The following is a 15,671-nucleotide window of genomic DNA, read 5'->3' on the forward strand; positions in this document are numbered from 1 at the left end:
ATTGACTATTACAGTGCTTTAGCACGTGCCACAAGAGCATCGGCCAGTTTAATAATTTTTGAAGTTTCCAGTTCCGCCAATCCACGCGCAGCTTCTGCAGCTTGAACAGCTTCTTTCTTTTTTTTCAATGCGATACAAATATCGGCCAATGTTCCTTGATTGGAATAACTTGAGGGATTCAATTCGACTGCCTGTTTGGCCAGCACATAGCATTGTTTTAGGATAACTGGATTTGCAATATTTCCTTTTGCATTGGCATTGCGGCGGGCAATAAAGCTCAATCTCTCGTCCTCATTTTTGAGCAGGCCTTTTCTTAAGACATTCGTGAGGGTAACAAACTCCTTATGGGTACCATGTGCAGCGGTCCATTCTACTTTATACAGTGCAGCTTCTATTTTTTGTTCTTGATCTTTTAGGCCTTCAAAATAGGCTAGGCCAGCATTAAACTCATCTACTTTATGATCTCTAATATAGCCATACATGGCATAACGTAGCAGCTGTGCCTCTTTTTTCGCAAAATCCGCCGGCACTGCTATGCTTTTAAAATAAGATTTGTTCGACTCAAAAAATTTTCCGTAACGATCATCCAGGCTTTGTGCCATCATTTTTATGGTCTCCCATCCGTTTGGGCTCCTCAAAAATTTATCGGTAGCCACGCTGTCCAATGCCTTTTTCGCTGCATTTGCTGATTGACTATCGGTTTGCTCCATCACTTTAATATAGCGGATTAGAAAATTAGACTCCCGCATACCCAAATCGTACGATTTACGCAAGTTGGGGATTTGAAAATTGGGATCATTAGCTTGCTCTGCCTGTTTCAGGAACAAATCAGCTTCCATGCGAGACTGGGTTCTATAGATCAATGTCCCCTGCCCATCTAAAAATAAGTACGTGGGAAAACTTCTGATTTGGTATAATTTAGCAATGTCTACACCCTCTCCTATCTCGCAGTCAAATTTAGTATTGATAAACCTGCTATTAAAATAACGAGCGACTTCAGGTTGTGAAAACACATTTCCTTCCATCCATTTACAGGGAGCGCACCAGGAGGTAAATCCATCCAGGAAAATCAGTTTATTTTCTTGCTTGGCCAATTCCTTTGCCTGGCCAAAAGTGATCTTCTGAAACTGTATATGTTCTTGTGCGAGCAATAGCATCGACTGTGTAAAAGCCAGTGCTGTCAATAGTATCTTTTTCATATTTTTTTATTAAGAACCTAATCAATTTCCATGTTGATAGAAATTGATTAGGAATGAGTGGTCTACATCTAATTTTTTAGCGTTCGTATTGGGGAATTCCCGGATTCAACGAAAGTACCTTTGGGGGAACCGGAAGTATCATCCGGGCATCCGTGGATTCCATTTCGAAAACTTTCCCTGCCAATGGATGTTGGATTGACTTCTTAAAATTGTCTGCTATAGCGAGTCGTTTCAAATCAATCAGCCTATCGGATGCCATAAAGGGCATTTCACGACGTCTTTCGTCAAGTACCGTCTGTAAAACAATTTTTGGATCCGTTGAGGTTAACGCTTTATTATTCTCTATTCGGCTATTTCTTAATTTATTCAAGAAGCTTAGTGCCTCCGCCGTATTACCCGTCCGAACAGCTGCTTCCGCAGCAATCAAAAACAATTCAGGCGTATTAAATCCTGTGCTAAATTCGACGTAGGGAGCAAAAAGAACCCGTCCTGGAAATTTTACAATAGTAGCACCTAAAGAAGCCTGATCGCGACAGAAAAATAATTCATAACGTTTGTCGGTTGCACCTGCTGGCAAATCTTTGGCGTAAGTTTCTATCAGCTCTTTAGAGGCATAAAATTCGGCATTGGGGCTACCTAGGGAACTTGTTCCCAATCGAGACCATACAGCCTCCATATTCGTTCTGGAATCGGGAAATTGAACCGAATTATCTGTTTTAAGACAAACTCGTCCCCAAGTCGTCTTGTCTTTATTGGTATATAAACTATAATCAATGAGCGTTTTATTCACAGCAAGTGCTTGTTTTGCATTCTCAAGGGCCTCTTTGTATTTTCCCTGATAGAGATAAACCCGACTTAGAAAAGAGAAACCGACGGAACGTACTGCTTGAAATCTATTTGACTGCACTGTACTCAAATTTGGCAACGCGTCATTAAGATCGCTAACTACCTGATCATAGATCGCCTGAACAGATACACGTTCGTATTTTTGATTGATATCCTCTTTCAGCACCAAAGGTACCCCTAGATCTTTTGTTGCACTTGCAGGATTATAATGAGCGGCATAGATATTCACTAGACTAAGGTATTCAAATGCACGACCGACCTTAGCCTCAGCCCAAACCCTTTTCTTTTCGGCTTCCGATCCCTCTGTTGCTGCCAATACATTGTTAATAACAACATTGTAAGTGAATATGTGGCTATAAGCCGATTCCCAGTATGGATCATACTGGCCATCTTCAAATATCGCACCGTGAGCAAAGCTATAGAGTTGTTTTTTTACATAGTCATAATAGTCATAGCTTGCTGCCGATTGTACATCCTGAGGATCTCCGGACTGTAAATTATCTACTAAATAGTTCGGATAAACAGCGGAAGCCCTTACTAAAGATTGATCGTTTAGAAGCAGTTTGTAATCATTCAGATTCTCTGGAATTGTAAAACCTTTTGGTTTAATATCCAAGTATTTGTTACAGCTATTCAATGTCAATAAACCGAATAGCAATCCTATATATATTTTTCTCATGATATTTTCTTATTAAAATCCTACAGATACACCTAAATTGTAAATTATTGGTGCTTGTATCCCTCTACTTGGACTCGTTACCGTACTATACCCAGCCCAAACCTCGGGATCAAGATTATCCTTGTTAGCGACCCAACGCCATGCATTCAATACCTGTCCTGTTAGACGCACATAAGAAAGTTTTGTCGGTGCAATCCATTGTGCAGGAAGGTTGTAGGATAATGAAATATCGCGCAATTTAATATAGTCAGCCTTCTGAACAAATTTATGTGCAGCATTGAAAATATCGGAAATATTGCCTGAAGCAGCAGAAACAAATGCGGGAGCAATATCAGGGTTACTTTCATCACCTGGGTTCTTCCAATAGTTCAACCATAATTTGTCGAAGTTACTATTGTAGTTAAGCTCCGCGTATTTACTCAAGAACTCTGGATGAACTCCCCGCATCACATGGCCACCATTGAAAATAAACATAAAGGAAAGCGTCAAATCTTTATACTTAAATCCATTTCTGAAAGAAACAGTGTAGGGAGGTACTGTCGTACCTTCATAGATTAAATCATCGACAGTCAATTTTTGCGTGGTCTCGACCAGACTACCATCAGCCTTTCGTGCCAAAGGTCGTCCCTTATCATTTAATCCCGCATAATCTATGCTATATAAACTACCCATTGGGATTCCAACCCGATTTTGGGGAGCATAATAGTAATAGTATGGAGTATTCTGTTCAACATATAGATTGGTAATCTTATTTTTGTTGTAACTAAAATTCACTGTGCTGTTCCAGCTGAAGTTTTCACGTTGAATCACCTTACCATTCAGCCCCAACTCGATCCCGCTATTCTGCATATCAGCATAATTAAGCAACACCATATCCCATCCCAAAGTTGGATCCAACGGCGTATTCCCCAATAAATCAGAAGTTTTCTTATTGTAGATATCAAGAGTAGCTGTAAGTCTATCTTTAAATAGTGAGAAATCAAAACCAACATTGAATACTTTTGTTCGCTCCCATCGCAACAATGGATTAGGCGGAGAATCAATGTAGGCTTGCATTTCACCGTTAAAGTAGTTCAGATTGTTATTCACCCTCGAAATCAAATATGGTCCATTATCCTTTGGGACATTTCCATTTACACCATAAGTCGCACGTACCGACCAACGATCTAATGGTTCCCAATCAATTCTTGGCAGATGATATAAAGCGCCTATGGACCAAAGAGGTTTGTATTGATTTTTGATATTTGTTCCAAACAAATTAGATTGATCCATCCGGATGCTTCCACTCAAAGTCAACTTACGATCATAGGTATAAGATCCATTGGCATAGAAGGAAACAAATCTATCGACTAGATCCTTAAATCCAGTCTCTTTTTTCGAAATAGTATAGCTATTAAAAAGCGCCTGTGTGTTTTGGATCTGAATACCAAAAAGCTCTTCATTAATTCCTTTGTAGACTAGGCTATTTTCATCGTAACCATACTTGTAAATATTCGTATATCGGTTATTGATCTGTCTACGTTCAGCACCGGCGATTGCGACAATTTCATGTTTTCCCTGAATATTATTTTGATAATTAAATTGGCCACGTAAGGTATAGCTATTGACATCATTACGTTGTTCAGCAAATTGTCCCCCTTGCGGAATATTGCGCTTGATTGCCCCGTCCTTTCCGATTTGGGTAGCGTCATTCACCATACCTACAACCGATTGGGCATTTTTCCTATTCAATGTGCCATTATACCCTTCGGTCCGTTCACTTTGATAGGACAGATCGAAGTCCAGTCCTTTGATAATCTTAAAATTTGCAGCAAAATTTAAGTTAAGGTATTTATTATAGAACTTTTCGTGGATCGCTGCTACATGCTTTAAAGGAATGTAGGTCTCATCTTCCAGTCCCAGCGCATTCAAGCGATCAATCTCAAACTGAGATTTTGAACTATACCATTGCGCTGGAGAACCATCCTCATTTTCAAGCAGATAATAGGATGCTTTGCCTCCCATATAGTTATCGTAGAAATTGAAGCCAATATCACCCTCTCTATTTTGGTTTTTCCCCAATACATTTGCGCGTAAACTAAACCAGTCGGTAAACTTAAAATTATTTTTCAGACTAAATCCCAGCTCCTTGTTTGTCGCCCGTCCCTTATTGTAATCTCCCGGCTGCGTATAATTGAGGGAATAATGGTATGTATAACGATCGGATCCGCCCGAAATAGCGAGATTATGCTGCTGATCGAATCGGGTCGTATTCAGAAATTTATCCATTTGACTAAAGCGATCACGATTTCGATATACATCCAGCCGCTTTTCCATCTCTTCTTCCGAAATTACTCCACCTTTGCGATCGTACAAAATTCGATAAACGTCGTTCATCGCTTTTCTCGGGTCAATAACAGCGTAATCTCCTGAACGATAGTTAAACATTTCCTTTTGAAAGTTGACCAGTTCAGCGCTACTCATCTGATTGAGGTAGCTGCGGCTTGGAAGTCCTCTAAAAGAAAGCGTATTGCTATAATCAATCTTTGTTTTGCCTGCGGAGCCTATTTTTGTCGCAATAACAATAACACCGTTAGAGGAACGCACGCCATAAATGGAGGCTGCCGAAGCATCTTTCAAAACGGTTATGGAAGCAATATCATTGGGATTAATAGCTGTTAAGTCACCTTCAAAAGGCATACCGTCAACAACGATTAGCGGAGCAGCCTGTGCGTTGATGGTGGAGCGTCCACGAACCTCGATACCCAGATTATTTTTCGAATTCTGTGGACTTGAAGTATTTCGCACCAAATTTAGTCCGGGCAACAATCCATCGATCCGGTCCAATAAATTAGGTTGAAGCCGTCCTTCCATGTCTTTGGCTGTCACCTGAGCAATTGAACCTGCTGCTCTTTCTTTGCTTATTTTTTGGTATCCTGTATTGACCGTAATGTTCACTTCCTGCAATTGCTCATCCAAGGCTCTTAAGGTAATCGAACCCAAATCGGACTTAGCTGCAATCGTAAGTGGAGCAAATCCGACCATGGTAATGTCCAAAAAGCTATTTGAACTAACGCTATTAATTTCAAAATGACCATGCTGATCTGTAACGGTTCCTTTTGGAACACCTTTTACACGAATCGTTGCACCTTGAAGTGGTCTGTTGTTATAATCGACAATAAAACCTTTTACCGTCATTAACTGATTAGTGATCGATCGTTGAGTCTGTTGAGATTTTTCGTGTACGACAATAATCTTCCCCTTGATCTCAAAATCGAGATCCAAATCGTCCAATAACTTCCCAAGAGCATTTCCCAACGATTCTTTTTTAACGGTTAAGTTAACCTTTGTATCTGGATCAATAGTTGTGGCCGCCCATACATAAGAATAGCCAGTCTGCTTATTGATCTCTGAAAAAACCTTTCTCAACGACACTGATTTCTCCTGTATCGATACGTCCTGTCCATACGTTTTAGCTCCAACATGAAGCAGACAACAAGACATTAGTATGGTTGTAAGCGATATGCGCATAATGTTTCCCCTCCATTGCGGCCTACCCCAAATATCTGGGCGATCGCTGTTTTTCATTTGTTGCGTTTGATCGTATAGGGCACGACCAAGTTGTGCATAATTTTTATACATTTGTTTTAGGTTAAGAATTAAAATTCTGTTACAGTTAGAATTACTTGATCTGAAGCCCTAAATGTTGCAAGCGTTTAGGGTTTCGTCTTTTCATTTAGGTTGTTTTGTCTACATAAATGGTCTTTCCTTTAAATTTAAACTTAATTTTCCCGGTACTCTCCAGTACGTTGATGATATCTTTCAGACTGCTGTTACGAGACAACATCGCTTCAAATTTTTCCGATTTTATTTGGTTATCGAGATAGACGACATCTACATTATACCAAGACGCTAACTCATCCATAATACCCCCTAAAGTCTCCGAATTGAACACGAAATATCCGTCTTTCAATGCATTGCGCGCGTCAAGATCAATTATTCGTCGTTCAATTTGACCGAGTTTGATATACGATTCTTCCCCTGGCAACAGTATAATCTGCCTGTCGCCCTGTCGAACCCTAACTTTACCTTCGTATAATGTCGTTTTAAAGTCTTCTATATTCTTGGTTGATTTCACATAAAAATGTGTCCCCAATACGGAGATATTGATCTTCCCTGCTTGTACCACGAAAGGTTTCAGTTTTGGAACCTCACCTTCCCATGGTAAATATTTTTTGGCAACTTCAAAATAAGCCTCCCCCACCAAACGAACCTCCCGCATACTATCTACTTCATAATAATCCAACTGCGTTTTGGCATTCATCCATACTTTGGTTCCATCAGGTAATAGCATGGTCATTTTCCCACCCTTGGGTGTCGCAGCGAATAAATTATTCACTCGTGCCGCTTTATTTTTAACGGGTGATACAAACGATAATAAAGTATCTCCTGGAGCCATCGAAATTGAATTTCCATTTCCTAGACGTACTACCCCTGTCATTTGAGCGGGTTGAATATCTTTATCCGGAGTCTCCTGATAGACCGTATCCGAAAGATTATGTATAAAAAACAACACGAGTAATCCAATCAACGCCGCGGCGATACCATAGGACAACATACGTTTATAAAAAGGTTTAGTGTATGAGGTATTGAGGTAATCTTGTTCAAAGAGGGCAAATGATTCCTCCCAATCATAACGGGCTATCCCGTCTAAATCTGCTTGCATTTGATCTTTGTTGTCAATCAGATCACATAGCCCCTTATTTGCATCCGTTTCGGACCGCCATAAGTCCAACTGTAATTTTTCGTCATCGCGCAATCCTTCCAGCTTGGATTTGCTCAGTAAATAAATGATATGTTGGGGTATTTGCTCCATATTGCTCTATATACTTAAAACAATATTTTGATTTCGTTTCTCTAAAGAGGTGGTAGATATTTTCACAAAAACCTATGTATCAGAAGTATAAATTTTCTAATAATAGAGTAAAAGCAAAAGTAGGCAAAAAAACTGGTCAGGCTTGAGTCTTAATCTCAAAAGTTCAATTCCCCTTTTCTTTTGATTGTAAATCGTACTAGTGGTTAGTCCTAAGGAGATCGCTGCTTCCTGTGGGCTTAAATCTTCAACAATCAACTTACGCATCACTTGCTTACATTGCTCAGGCAGGGTATCAATGGCATCATGGATCGTTCGAAGCGTCTCCAAATAGATCATTTGATGGCTGATCGGTAAATCGACCAGATCGACCTGTGACGTATAAAAATTGGTTTTTTGTTGAATTCTATTTTCTTGTTGGATCCTGTTTAAAGCGGCGTTTCTACAACTTGTGTAGAGAAAACCTCGGATTGATTCAACATGATCAAAATCTATCCGGCGCTCCCAAAGCTTTAAGAATACATCCTGCACGATTTCTTCGATGGTACCTTTATCAAGATTCATCTTTTCTAAAAAATAGCACATTGGACTATAGAAAGTTTTGTACAGAAACTGTAAACCATCCCTTCTGCCCTCCCGAAAAGATTTTAAAAAATCTTGCTTGCTAAATTCTTGGTTTACCTTGTTTTTCACAATTCAATATTACTTAAATTTTAAATAAATATGAAAATTTCATTTATTGTGATCAACTGTCCCGCGCTGGCAAGCAATAGAAAACGGACAGGCCAAACCGGTTGACACAATACTATTCCATTCGGCAGCGATAGCGTAAAAGCGAAGCAAGATCGATGTATTTAGATTATAATTTCTACGCGATCAATTCTGGTGATACAGACTCTTCATAGTAGGCTTCATTCCATTTTGCCAATTGGCACATAATAGGTATTAAAGCCTTGCCCTTTTCTGTCAAAGAGTACTCTACGCGTGGTGGGAGCTCCTTGTACTCTTCTCTCAAAATAACGCCATCCTCTTCCAATTCTTTTAATGAACTGGTCAAAACCTTTCGAGAAATATGTTCGATGAGCGCATCCAATTGACCAAATCGGGCTTTTCGATCGCGCAAAGTATAGATAATCACAGGCTTCCACCGGGTACCTAAAATTGCCATGGAACGCTGCATGGCACAGGAACAACTTTTAAATTCAGTCCTTTTCATTTGAATATATTCAAAATAGTTACGCGAAGGTAACTAGTTTATACTAATAATAGTTACAAATATATACTATTTAAAATATATTTGTGAAGATTCACGATTTAAAACGAGAAAAATGAGCATACAAACACTTTTTAATCCATTCGAGTACAAAAATCTAACACTCAAAAACCGCTTTGTAATGGCACCAATGACGAGAGCATTTTCGACGGATGGAATTCCCGACAGCGCTGTAGCGGGATATTACGAGCGTCGTGCCGCGGGAGATGTCGGTTTAATTTTGACGGAAGGTACCGTTATCGAACGACCTTCATCAAAGAATTTAAAGGATATCCCAAACTTTTACGGTGACCAAGCACTGGCCGGCTGGAAAAATATCGTGGATGCAGTGCACGAAAAAGGCGGAAAAATAGCCCCTCAACTATGGCATGTTGGTTATACTCCTATGCAATGGACTCCGCCCGCTGCGTTTGAAAGCCCAGATACGATGACATTAGCGGATATAGAGGCCACGATACAAGCTTACGCTGACGCTGCTAAATCTGCAAAAGACCTCGGTTTTGATGCTTTTGAAATCCATGGCGCCCATGGCTATCTGATCGACCAATTTTTCTGGGAAGGAATGAACCACAGAACAGACGAATTTGGTGGAAAAACAATTAAGGAGCGCTCTAAATTTGCGGTTGAGGTCGTCAAAGCAATGCGAAAAGCGGTTGGACCTGATTTTGTAATCATTCTACGTCTATCACAATGGAAGCAGCAAGACTACACAGCCAAGCTTGCTCCCACCCCCGCAGCGATGGAAGACTGGATCCTACCATTGACAGATGCCGGTGTCGACATTTTTCATGGAAGCCAACGTCGTTATTGGGAGCCGGAATTTGAAGGTAGCGACTTAAATTTCGCTGGATGGCTCAAAAAAATTTCAGGACAACCCACAATCACGGTTGGATCCGTAGGTCTTGACAAAGATTTTGGCGATGTATTTACAAATTCGGAGTTCAAGTCCTCTCCCGCTTCACTGGATAAACTGGTTCGTCGTTACGAACGTGGCGATTTTGACCTTGTAGCTGTAGGCAGAGCGATCTTGCAAGATCCGAATTGGGTGAAAAAAGTGCAAGCCGAAAAATACAACGAATTATCGACTTTTGAAGCGAAGAGTTTGGCGAGCTTATCTTAGTAAGCTCGAGCGATTAGGTGGATTAAAATTACGTTATTTAATATTTACGTTATTCAATAGTATAAACAGGGCAAAAATTCACTTTCGAAGCAATTTTTGCCCTGTTTTGTAACGATAATTAAGTACCTTGTCTCCGCAAATGGATACAGACACTTGATTAAATGAAAATCACCGCAACCAAAATATATGTCATCAGCGGATTGGGTGTAGATCAACGTGTATTCAGCAAAATAGACTTTGGCTCGCTTGATCTAACCTATCTAGATTGGATTACACCAAGCCCCAATGAACCACTGTCTATTTATGCAAAAAGAATATCGACTAAAATTACTGCAAAGAACCCCATCCTCGTTGGGCTTTCCTTTGGAGGAATGCTTGCAATAGAAATTGCCAAGATTATCGAAACAAAACAAATTATCCTGCTTGCTTCAGCCAAAGGACGGCATGAATTACCCAAACTGTATCGCTTAGCAGGCAGACTCAAAATCAACAAACTGGTTCCTAGCCCGTTACTAAAGTTCCATTGTTTTCTATCAGATTACTTTTTTGGCATACGTAACAAAGAAGATTCCCGCTTGCTAAAACAGATTTTATACGATACAGACCCCATCTTTATGAACTGGGCAATACATCAAATTCTGCAATGGAAAAACAATTCGGTTCCGGACAATTTAATTCATATACATGGTAGTAGAGATCATATTATCCCCATCAAAAATGTAAAGCCCAACTTTATCATTAGGGGGGCGGGACATTTTATGACAGTCACCCATGCCCAGGAGGTTGAAAAGCTCTTGCAAGAAATCTGCTTGTAAATCACCTCCTTTTAATCACCGAGACCAATCCCAACTTTTCTAGTCGCTGAGAAAATTAAATCCAAGCGGATTCGTATCGACATGAAACACACGATATGCTGAGCAGTGTAAAAAAGTATTATTTGAAGAAAAGGACAAACAATAATTGAGAATAGAAGGTTCTTCTATGAGAGCGCGGTCTCTTTACGTAACTAAAAAATCGCTGTTTATTGCTTAATGGGACCAGTCCAAAGTAATATAGTAAGGTTAAATTATAACAAGAATATGCGAACACGGCTCATATTAAGTTTTTTATTCTGTCACATCTTTTTTCTCACTATGCTGGCACAAGTTAATGATACTACAGCCCCGAAATTGGAGGTCGCAGCAGCTTTAGGCCCGTACCGTCCGATCGGTGTGAGCGCTAGCTCCAACAATCGATTATTTGTTTCCTTCCCAAAACAAGCTAAAAATTATCAGTATGCACTTACTGAAATCATCAATGGAAAACCTGTTCCTTATCCAAATGAAGAATGGAATTTAGAAGGAAAAGAGAATTCCCACTTTGTAAATGTTCAGGATATATTTGTCGATACCGAGGACAATCTCTGGGTATTGGATTCTAAACCATCTGCTGCTGGATCAATTTTTGGCAAAGATGAAAAATCAAATCAAGGCCAGTTTAAATTATTAAAAATCAATACAAATACAAATCAAATTGAACATATTTATCGTTTCGACGACCTTGATAAAACCAAATCAGGTCTAAATGATATGCGTATTGATCACAAGCGAAATTTAGCCTATCTCTCCGATCCCGGCCAAGCGGCCATCATTATTTTAGACCTTAAAACTGGACTGACTAGAAAGGCTTTAACTGGAAGCCGTTTTACGCTGGCTGATCCTGATGTATTATTAAGCTATAATGGTATTGAAATGCGTAGTGAAAATGGAAAGCCTTTTTCTTCCAACGTGAATGGCATAGCATTGAGTCACGACTTTAAATATTTATATTTCAAAGCCATCAATCAGACCCATTTGTACTGTATTGCAACAGAATTTTTAGCCGACGCAGGGCTGACGGATCAAGAATTGGAGGCAAAAGTGGAAGACAAAGGAGAAGTCGGAATCACGCATGGCTTACTAGCAGACATTGATGGAAATATTTATCTCACATCGTCAATAGATTATAGTATTAAATATTTAAATCCTGAGGGAAATGTGAATACCCTAGTAAGGGACTCCCGAATACTATGGCCCGATTCTATGGGTATCAGCGGAGATGGACACCTATATTTCTCTTGTGCACAGCTCTTTAAAGACCCGCAATGGAATAAGGGAGCTGATAAGGTAGAGTTGCCATATTATGTCTTTAAGGTCAAATTACCGAAATTTTGAAAAAAATGTTACAACAAGTGAAATGCTTAAGCATAAAACTCGCGCTGACACATCTACTTTTCACCTAGCTATTATTCTATGCGCAGCCTTCACAAAATTCCCTTCGAATAGTTCCCCTTTATATTTGTCCATCTTTTCTACCCACAAGAAAAGGAACTGAAATTCAGATTCATAAAAACAATAAAATCGAAGTAAAAGCACAAATCACTAAGACATGCCTCCAACTATAAAAAAACAACAGCCTGTTAGATGAAGTATAAAATTTTTAGCAAAAACTTTTTTACACTAATATTTTTAGTATATTTGAATATCAGTTTTAGACAATGCTTTTATGGAACACAGCGCAGCATATGACAATAAGGATTTACACGTAAGTGACATCGTTCGCTTTCATACCCCCTATCCCGATGAGGATCCAAATACGATTTTCATTGTACTATGGTCATACTACGATCCGGCTGGAAAATCATCACGGGCTGAAGTGGTTAAATTTGACCAACGTTCCAAACAAACACCTGTCATTCAGAAGTGGTTTATACGAGATTTAGAAAGAGTCCCCGAAGTAAGTCCAGAATTGCTGAAACAAATTGAGTTATTTATGAAAAGTAAACTTGGCAATGCTATTATCAGTAAGCTAGTCATCTAACAAATTTTAGATCTTCAAATTCGACGTAAAATATGGAAAATAAATTCAAAGAGAAGCGAGGGATGGTGTCAGGTCCGATCTGGTCTGACTGGCGAGAACAACTCCGGGAAAGTGAATTAATCGGCTTACATCAGAGACTCGAGAATCTAGAAAGAGAAATACTCCTTGATTGGCTACAATGGCATGATCCAAAAGGAAACTATACCGATCGTAAATGTATTGAAAATGGCGTGCAGCAGCTTTCCAAATTAAAGGCTGTCGCGTATATCCATAAAGAAATCCTGCGCATCCACATGAAAAGAAGATACAATGCCTTTTCGAATACACACGCACAACTCATCTTTAACAACTAAAATTTCAGATTATGGAGTCTTTTATTAAACAGATCATAGCGCATCAGCTTCCAAAAATTCTAGCTATGGAATCGCATCGCACAGATTGGCGTTATCAGCTCATGAACTTAAAAGATAAGACACTATTCGATAGATTAATGCTGATGAAAAGACAAGAATTACTTGCTTGGCTACAATGGCACGATAATGCTGGGACTTACGCTGATCACGACTGCATCCGGAGAGGTATTCCCTTATTTACGAAAACTCAAGCATTGACCACTGCTTATCAGCGGATTATGCGTGAACATGAAGGCTGGGACGGCTATATGGGAAATGAATATATCCGTGGCAGTGTACTTTAAAAAAAGACACCTTTTAAGCAGGAAATATTTTGTTCGCAGTGATATACGAGGCTAATGTCTTTAGATTAGGAAGTGCCGCTCCTATTGTATTATTAAAATAAGTATAGACTTCTTTTCCCGCTGCAATCCATTCGTTAATATAGGTACTGTATTCCAACAATAGGCTGTCCGAATAGCTTCCCTTATAGTCACCATTTGGGCCATGAAAGCGCATATAGATTATCTTTGCATCCGCATATTGAAGACGCATACCTTGCATATCCTTATCATGAATAACCAGATGCATTTCATAGGATTTTAAAAGTTCGAAAGTTTCTTCTCTATACCAGGAAAGGTCCCTAAATTCTACACATACCTGCCATTTTTCACTTCTCTTATCCTGGGCAATACAATCCAGCAGTTCAACAAGCATTCCAATAGAAGCAAATTTAAAAGATGGTGGTAATTGTATGAGCAAGCACCCTTTCTTTTGGCCGATAGCGTCAATAACAGATAGAAATCTAGCGACATCCTGTGGATCAAACTTAAGTTCTTTTTGATGCGTAATTCCCTTCCATAGTTTAAAGGTGAAACGAAAATCATCGGTCGTCTCTTCGGACCATCTTCTGACTGTTTCTTCTCTGGGAATTTTATAAAAAGAACTGTTTACTTCCAATGAGTTAAATAGTAAACTGTATACAGCCAATCGACTTTTATCCTGTAACTCCTCAGGATAATAACTTTTATTCTTGTAAGGTAAAAGGATACCGCTCGTTCCAGTAAAATATGATTTTTCCATACCCTTATAACAATCGAGCAGCATGCAATGGTTCATTTTTTCTTTCATAGACGAATTATCCTTTGTATTGGTCTGCAATTGAATTGCATATAAAAAACAATTTATCTAAGTTTGAGAAACAAGTAGTACAGCAACAGCTATTTTTAAGCAACTTGTTTTCTAGTTTATTAGTGGATAATTAATCAAGCACACTATATTAATGCAAAAAAAATCGTACCTCATTTGTTTCATTATTGGCGCCATTTTGGGCAGTTGTACCGGAAATAAAAGCAACAATACCAATACAACTTTAAGTTCACAGTCCGAACATGCTGATGAAAATCCGACATTTACCTTTGACAATATTAAACAGCACTATACGCGGGGTGAGGATCTGATATTAAAGATGTATAGCAAAAACACATCCAAAATAGACTCTGTTATTTACGCTATAAACGATAAAAAGATTGGCCAGGTCGTCGGAAATGAGCCCTTCAATTATTCATTAAAACAGGAGAAATTTGGTAAGCAAATTATTAAAGCTGTCGTATTTAGTAATGGAAAGCGAGAAGAAAATTCGGTCAACATCGATCTATTCGCCTCTAACCCTCCGCTTTTGCTAAGCTATAGCATTGTGAATATTTATCCACATGATGCCAAAGCTTTCACACAAGGACTGGAGTTTTACGGTGATAATTTGATCGAAAGTACTGGGAATGGGGTTGGTCCAAGTGGAAATAAGGGGAAATCGAGTATCCGTATTGTTAATCCTAAAACGGGTCAGCCCATCAAAAAAAATGAATTGGATGATTCAATTTTTGGCGAAGGTGCTACCGTCCTAAATGGAAAATTATATCAATTAACCTATAAAAACAATCTAGCCTACCTCTACGATATAAACAGTCTTTCTGTTATTAAGACATTTCCTTACTTTCAGCCAATGGAAGGTTGGGGCTTAACTTCTGACGGTAAAAACTTATTCATGTCGAATGGTTCTGATTATATCTATACACTTAATCCAAATGATTTCTCAAAAGTGGATTATATCCGTGCAGCAACGAACACGGCCATGGTGGATCAAATCAATGAAATGGAATGGGTAAAAGGGAAAATCTATGCAAATTTCTTTATGGAGGATGTCATTGGACGAATAGACCCTAAAACAGGTACAGTGGAGGCTCTAGTCGATCTATCCAAATTACGTGAGCATGTAACACAGCATGTGGATTTAGATGTATTAAATGGTATCGCTTACAATAAAAGATCAAACACCTTCTTTGTTACCGGTAAAAACTGGGATAAAATGTTCGAGATAAAGCTAACAGAATAGCTTTATCTGGGAGTGTAACACCAACTGTGTCATAGGGTTAAAACTTAAAAACCTCTTTCGAGCTTGAGCCTATCCCCAAA

14 protein-coding genes are annotated in these 15,671 nt (G+C 39.1%); 7 read left to right on the plus strand and 7 right to left on the minus strand.

The window, feature by feature from the left end; genetic code table 11:
• Nucleotides 1–8: 8 nt before the first annotated feature.
• The 6 genes from BGP15_RS13500 to BGP15_RS13525 all read right to left on the minus strand — a co-directional run bounded on the left by BGP15_RS13500 (nucleotide 9) and on the right by BGP15_RS13525 (nucleotide 8,792).
• Nucleotides 9–1,199 (minus strand): thioredoxin family protein, encoded by a 1,191-nt coding sequence (locus BGP15_RS13500; RefSeq protein ID WP_286769816.1) that lies wholly within the window; start codon nucleotides 1,197–1,199, stop codon nucleotides 9–11.
• A 76-nt stretch (nucleotides 1,200–1,275) separates the two neighbouring features.
• Complete coding sequence (locus tag BGP15_RS13505; RefSeq protein WP_286769817.1) at nucleotides 1,276–2,724, minus strand: RagB/SusD family nutrient uptake outer membrane protein; 1,449 nt, start codon at nucleotides 2,722–2,724, stop codon at nucleotides 1,276–1,278.
• Nucleotides 2,725–2,736: 12 nt separating this feature from the next.
• A complete protein-coding gene (locus BGP15_RS13510; RefSeq protein ID WP_286769818.1) occupies nucleotides 2,737–6,345 on the minus strand; it encodes a SusC/RagA family TonB-linked outer membrane protein in 3,609 nt (1,202 codons plus the stop codon).
• 94 nt (nucleotides 6,346–6,439) lie between these two features.
• On the minus strand, nucleotides 6,440–7,579 hold the full coding sequence (locus tag BGP15_RS13515) for a FecR family protein (protein ID WP_286754323.1): 1,140 nt from the start codon (nucleotides 7,577–7,579) through the stop codon (nucleotides 6,440–6,442).
• Between the two features lie 96 nt (nucleotides 7,580–7,675).
• Nucleotides 7,676–8,269, minus strand: a complete 594-nt coding sequence (locus BGP15_RS13520) for an RNA polymerase sigma factor (RefSeq protein WP_112374354.1) — start codon at nucleotides 8,267–8,269, stop codon at nucleotides 7,676–7,678.
• Nucleotides 8,270–8,444: 175 nt separating this feature from the next.
• On the minus strand, nucleotides 8,445–8,792 hold the full coding sequence (locus BGP15_RS13525; RefSeq protein WP_201639446.1) for a winged helix-turn-helix transcriptional regulator: 348 nt from the start codon (nucleotides 8,790–8,792) through the stop codon (nucleotides 8,445–8,447).
• Between the two features lie 112 nt (nucleotides 8,793–8,904).
• On the opposite strand from BGP15_RS13525, the gene BGP15_RS13530 reads away from it, so the two are divergent.
• The 6 genes from BGP15_RS13530 to BGP15_RS13555 all read left to right on the plus strand — a co-directional run bounded on the left by BGP15_RS13530 (nucleotide 8,905) and on the right by BGP15_RS13555 (nucleotide 13,504).
• On the plus strand, nucleotides 8,905–9,969 hold the full coding sequence (locus BGP15_RS13530) for an NADH:flavin oxidoreductase (protein WP_286769819.1): 1,065 nt from the start codon (nucleotides 8,905–8,907) through the stop codon (nucleotides 9,967–9,969).
• 161 nt (nucleotides 9,970–10,130) lie between these two features.
• Nucleotides 10,131–10,784 carry an alpha/beta fold hydrolase gene (locus BGP15_RS13535; RefSeq protein ID WP_070569374.1) on the plus strand — a complete coding sequence of 218 codons (654 nt, stop codon included), beginning with the start codon at nucleotides 10,131–10,133 and terminating at the stop codon, nucleotides 10,782–10,784.
• Between the two features lie 318 nt (nucleotides 10,785–11,102).
• Nucleotides 11,103–12,161: an SMP-30/gluconolactonase/LRE family protein gene (locus tag BGP15_RS13540; protein WP_239468714.1), complete on the plus strand. Its 1,059-nt coding sequence runs from the start codon at nucleotides 11,103–11,105 to the stop codon at nucleotides 12,159–12,161.
• A 331-nt stretch (nucleotides 12,162–12,492) separates the two neighbouring features.
• Nucleotides 12,493–12,807, plus strand: coding sequence for a hypothetical protein (locus tag BGP15_RS13545; RefSeq protein ID WP_286769820.1), 315 nt, complete (start codon nucleotides 12,493–12,495; stop codon nucleotides 12,805–12,807).
• Nucleotides 12,808–12,839: 32 nt separating this feature from the next.
• Nucleotides 12,840–13,160: a hypothetical protein gene (locus BGP15_RS13550; RefSeq protein ID WP_070569365.1), complete on the plus strand. Its 321-nt coding sequence runs from the start codon at nucleotides 12,840–12,842 to the stop codon at nucleotides 13,158–13,160.
• An 11-nt stretch (nucleotides 13,161–13,171) separates the two neighbouring features.
• Nucleotides 13,172–13,504, plus strand: a complete 333-nt coding sequence (locus BGP15_RS13555; protein ID WP_112374357.1) for a hypothetical protein — start codon at nucleotides 13,172–13,174, stop codon at nucleotides 13,502–13,504.
• Between the two features lie 13 nt (nucleotides 13,505–13,517).
• Here BGP15_RS13555 and BGP15_RS13560 read toward each other — a convergent pair whose 3' ends face one another.
• Complete coding sequence (locus BGP15_RS13560; protein ID WP_070569952.1) at nucleotides 13,518–14,282, minus strand: DUF72 domain-containing protein; 765 nt, start codon at nucleotides 14,280–14,282, stop codon at nucleotides 13,518–13,520.
• A gap of 199 nt (nucleotides 14,283–14,481) precedes the next feature.
• Between BGP15_RS13560 and BGP15_RS13565 the strand changes: the two genes are divergently transcribed.
• On the plus strand, nucleotides 14,482–15,591 hold the full coding sequence (locus BGP15_RS13565; protein WP_286769821.1) for a glutaminyl-peptide cyclotransferase: 1,110 nt from the start codon (nucleotides 14,482–14,484) through the stop codon (nucleotides 15,589–15,591).
• Nucleotides 15,592–15,671 lie beyond the last annotated feature (80 nt).

The sequence above is a fragment of the Sphingobacterium sp. 40-24 genome, assembly GCF_001899705.1.
In the GTDB taxonomy this organism is placed as follows: Bacteria; Bacteroidota; Bacteroidia; order Sphingobacteriales; family Sphingobacteriaceae; genus Sphingobacterium; species Sphingobacterium multivorum.

Coding starts and splice junctions, on each gene's coding strand:
- BGP15_RS13500 (WP_286769816.1), bottom strand. CDS start 1,199: ATGAAAAAGATACTATTGACAGCACTGGCTTTTACACAGTCGATGCTA.
- BGP15_RS13505 (WP_286769817.1), bottom strand. CDS start 2,724: ATGAGAAAAATATATATAGGATTGCTATTCGGTTTATTGACATTGAAT.
- BGP15_RS13510 (WP_286769818.1), bottom strand. CDS start 6,345: ATGTATAAAAATTATGCACAACTTGGTCGTGCCCTATACGATCAAACG.
- BGP15_RS13515 (WP_286754323.1), bottom strand. CDS start 7,579: ATGGAGCAAATACCCCAACATATCATTTATTTACTGAGCAAATCCAAG.
- BGP15_RS13525 (WP_201639446.1), bottom strand. CDS start 8,792: ATGAAAAGGACTGAATTTAAAAGTTGTTCCTGTGCCATGCAGCGTTCC.
- BGP15_RS13530 (WP_286769819.1), top strand. CDS start 8,905: ATGAGCATACAAACACTTTTTAATCCATTCGAGTACAAAAATCTAACA.
- BGP15_RS13535 (WP_070569374.1), top strand. CDS start 10,131: ATGAAAATCACCGCAACCAAAATATATGTCATCAGCGGATTGGGTGTA.
- BGP15_RS13540 (WP_239468714.1), top strand. CDS start 11,103: ATGCTGGCACAAGTTAATGATACTACAGCCCCGAAATTGGAGGTCGCA.
- BGP15_RS13545 (WP_286769820.1), top strand. CDS start 12,493: ATGGAACACAGCGCAGCATATGACAATAAGGATTTACACGTAAGTGAC.
- BGP15_RS13550 (WP_070569365.1), top strand. CDS start 12,840: ATGGAAAATAAATTCAAAGAGAAGCGAGGGATGGTGTCAGGTCCGATC.
- BGP15_RS13555 (WP_112374357.1), top strand. CDS start 13,172: ATGGAGTCTTTTATTAAACAGATCATAGCGCATCAGCTTCCAAAAATT.
- BGP15_RS13560 (WP_070569952.1), bottom strand. CDS start 14,282: ATGGAAAAATCATATTTTACTGGAACGAGCGGTATCCTTTTACCTTAC.
- BGP15_RS13565 (WP_286769821.1), top strand. CDS start 14,482: ATGCAAAAAAAATCGTACCTCATTTGTTTCATTATTGGCGCCATTTTG.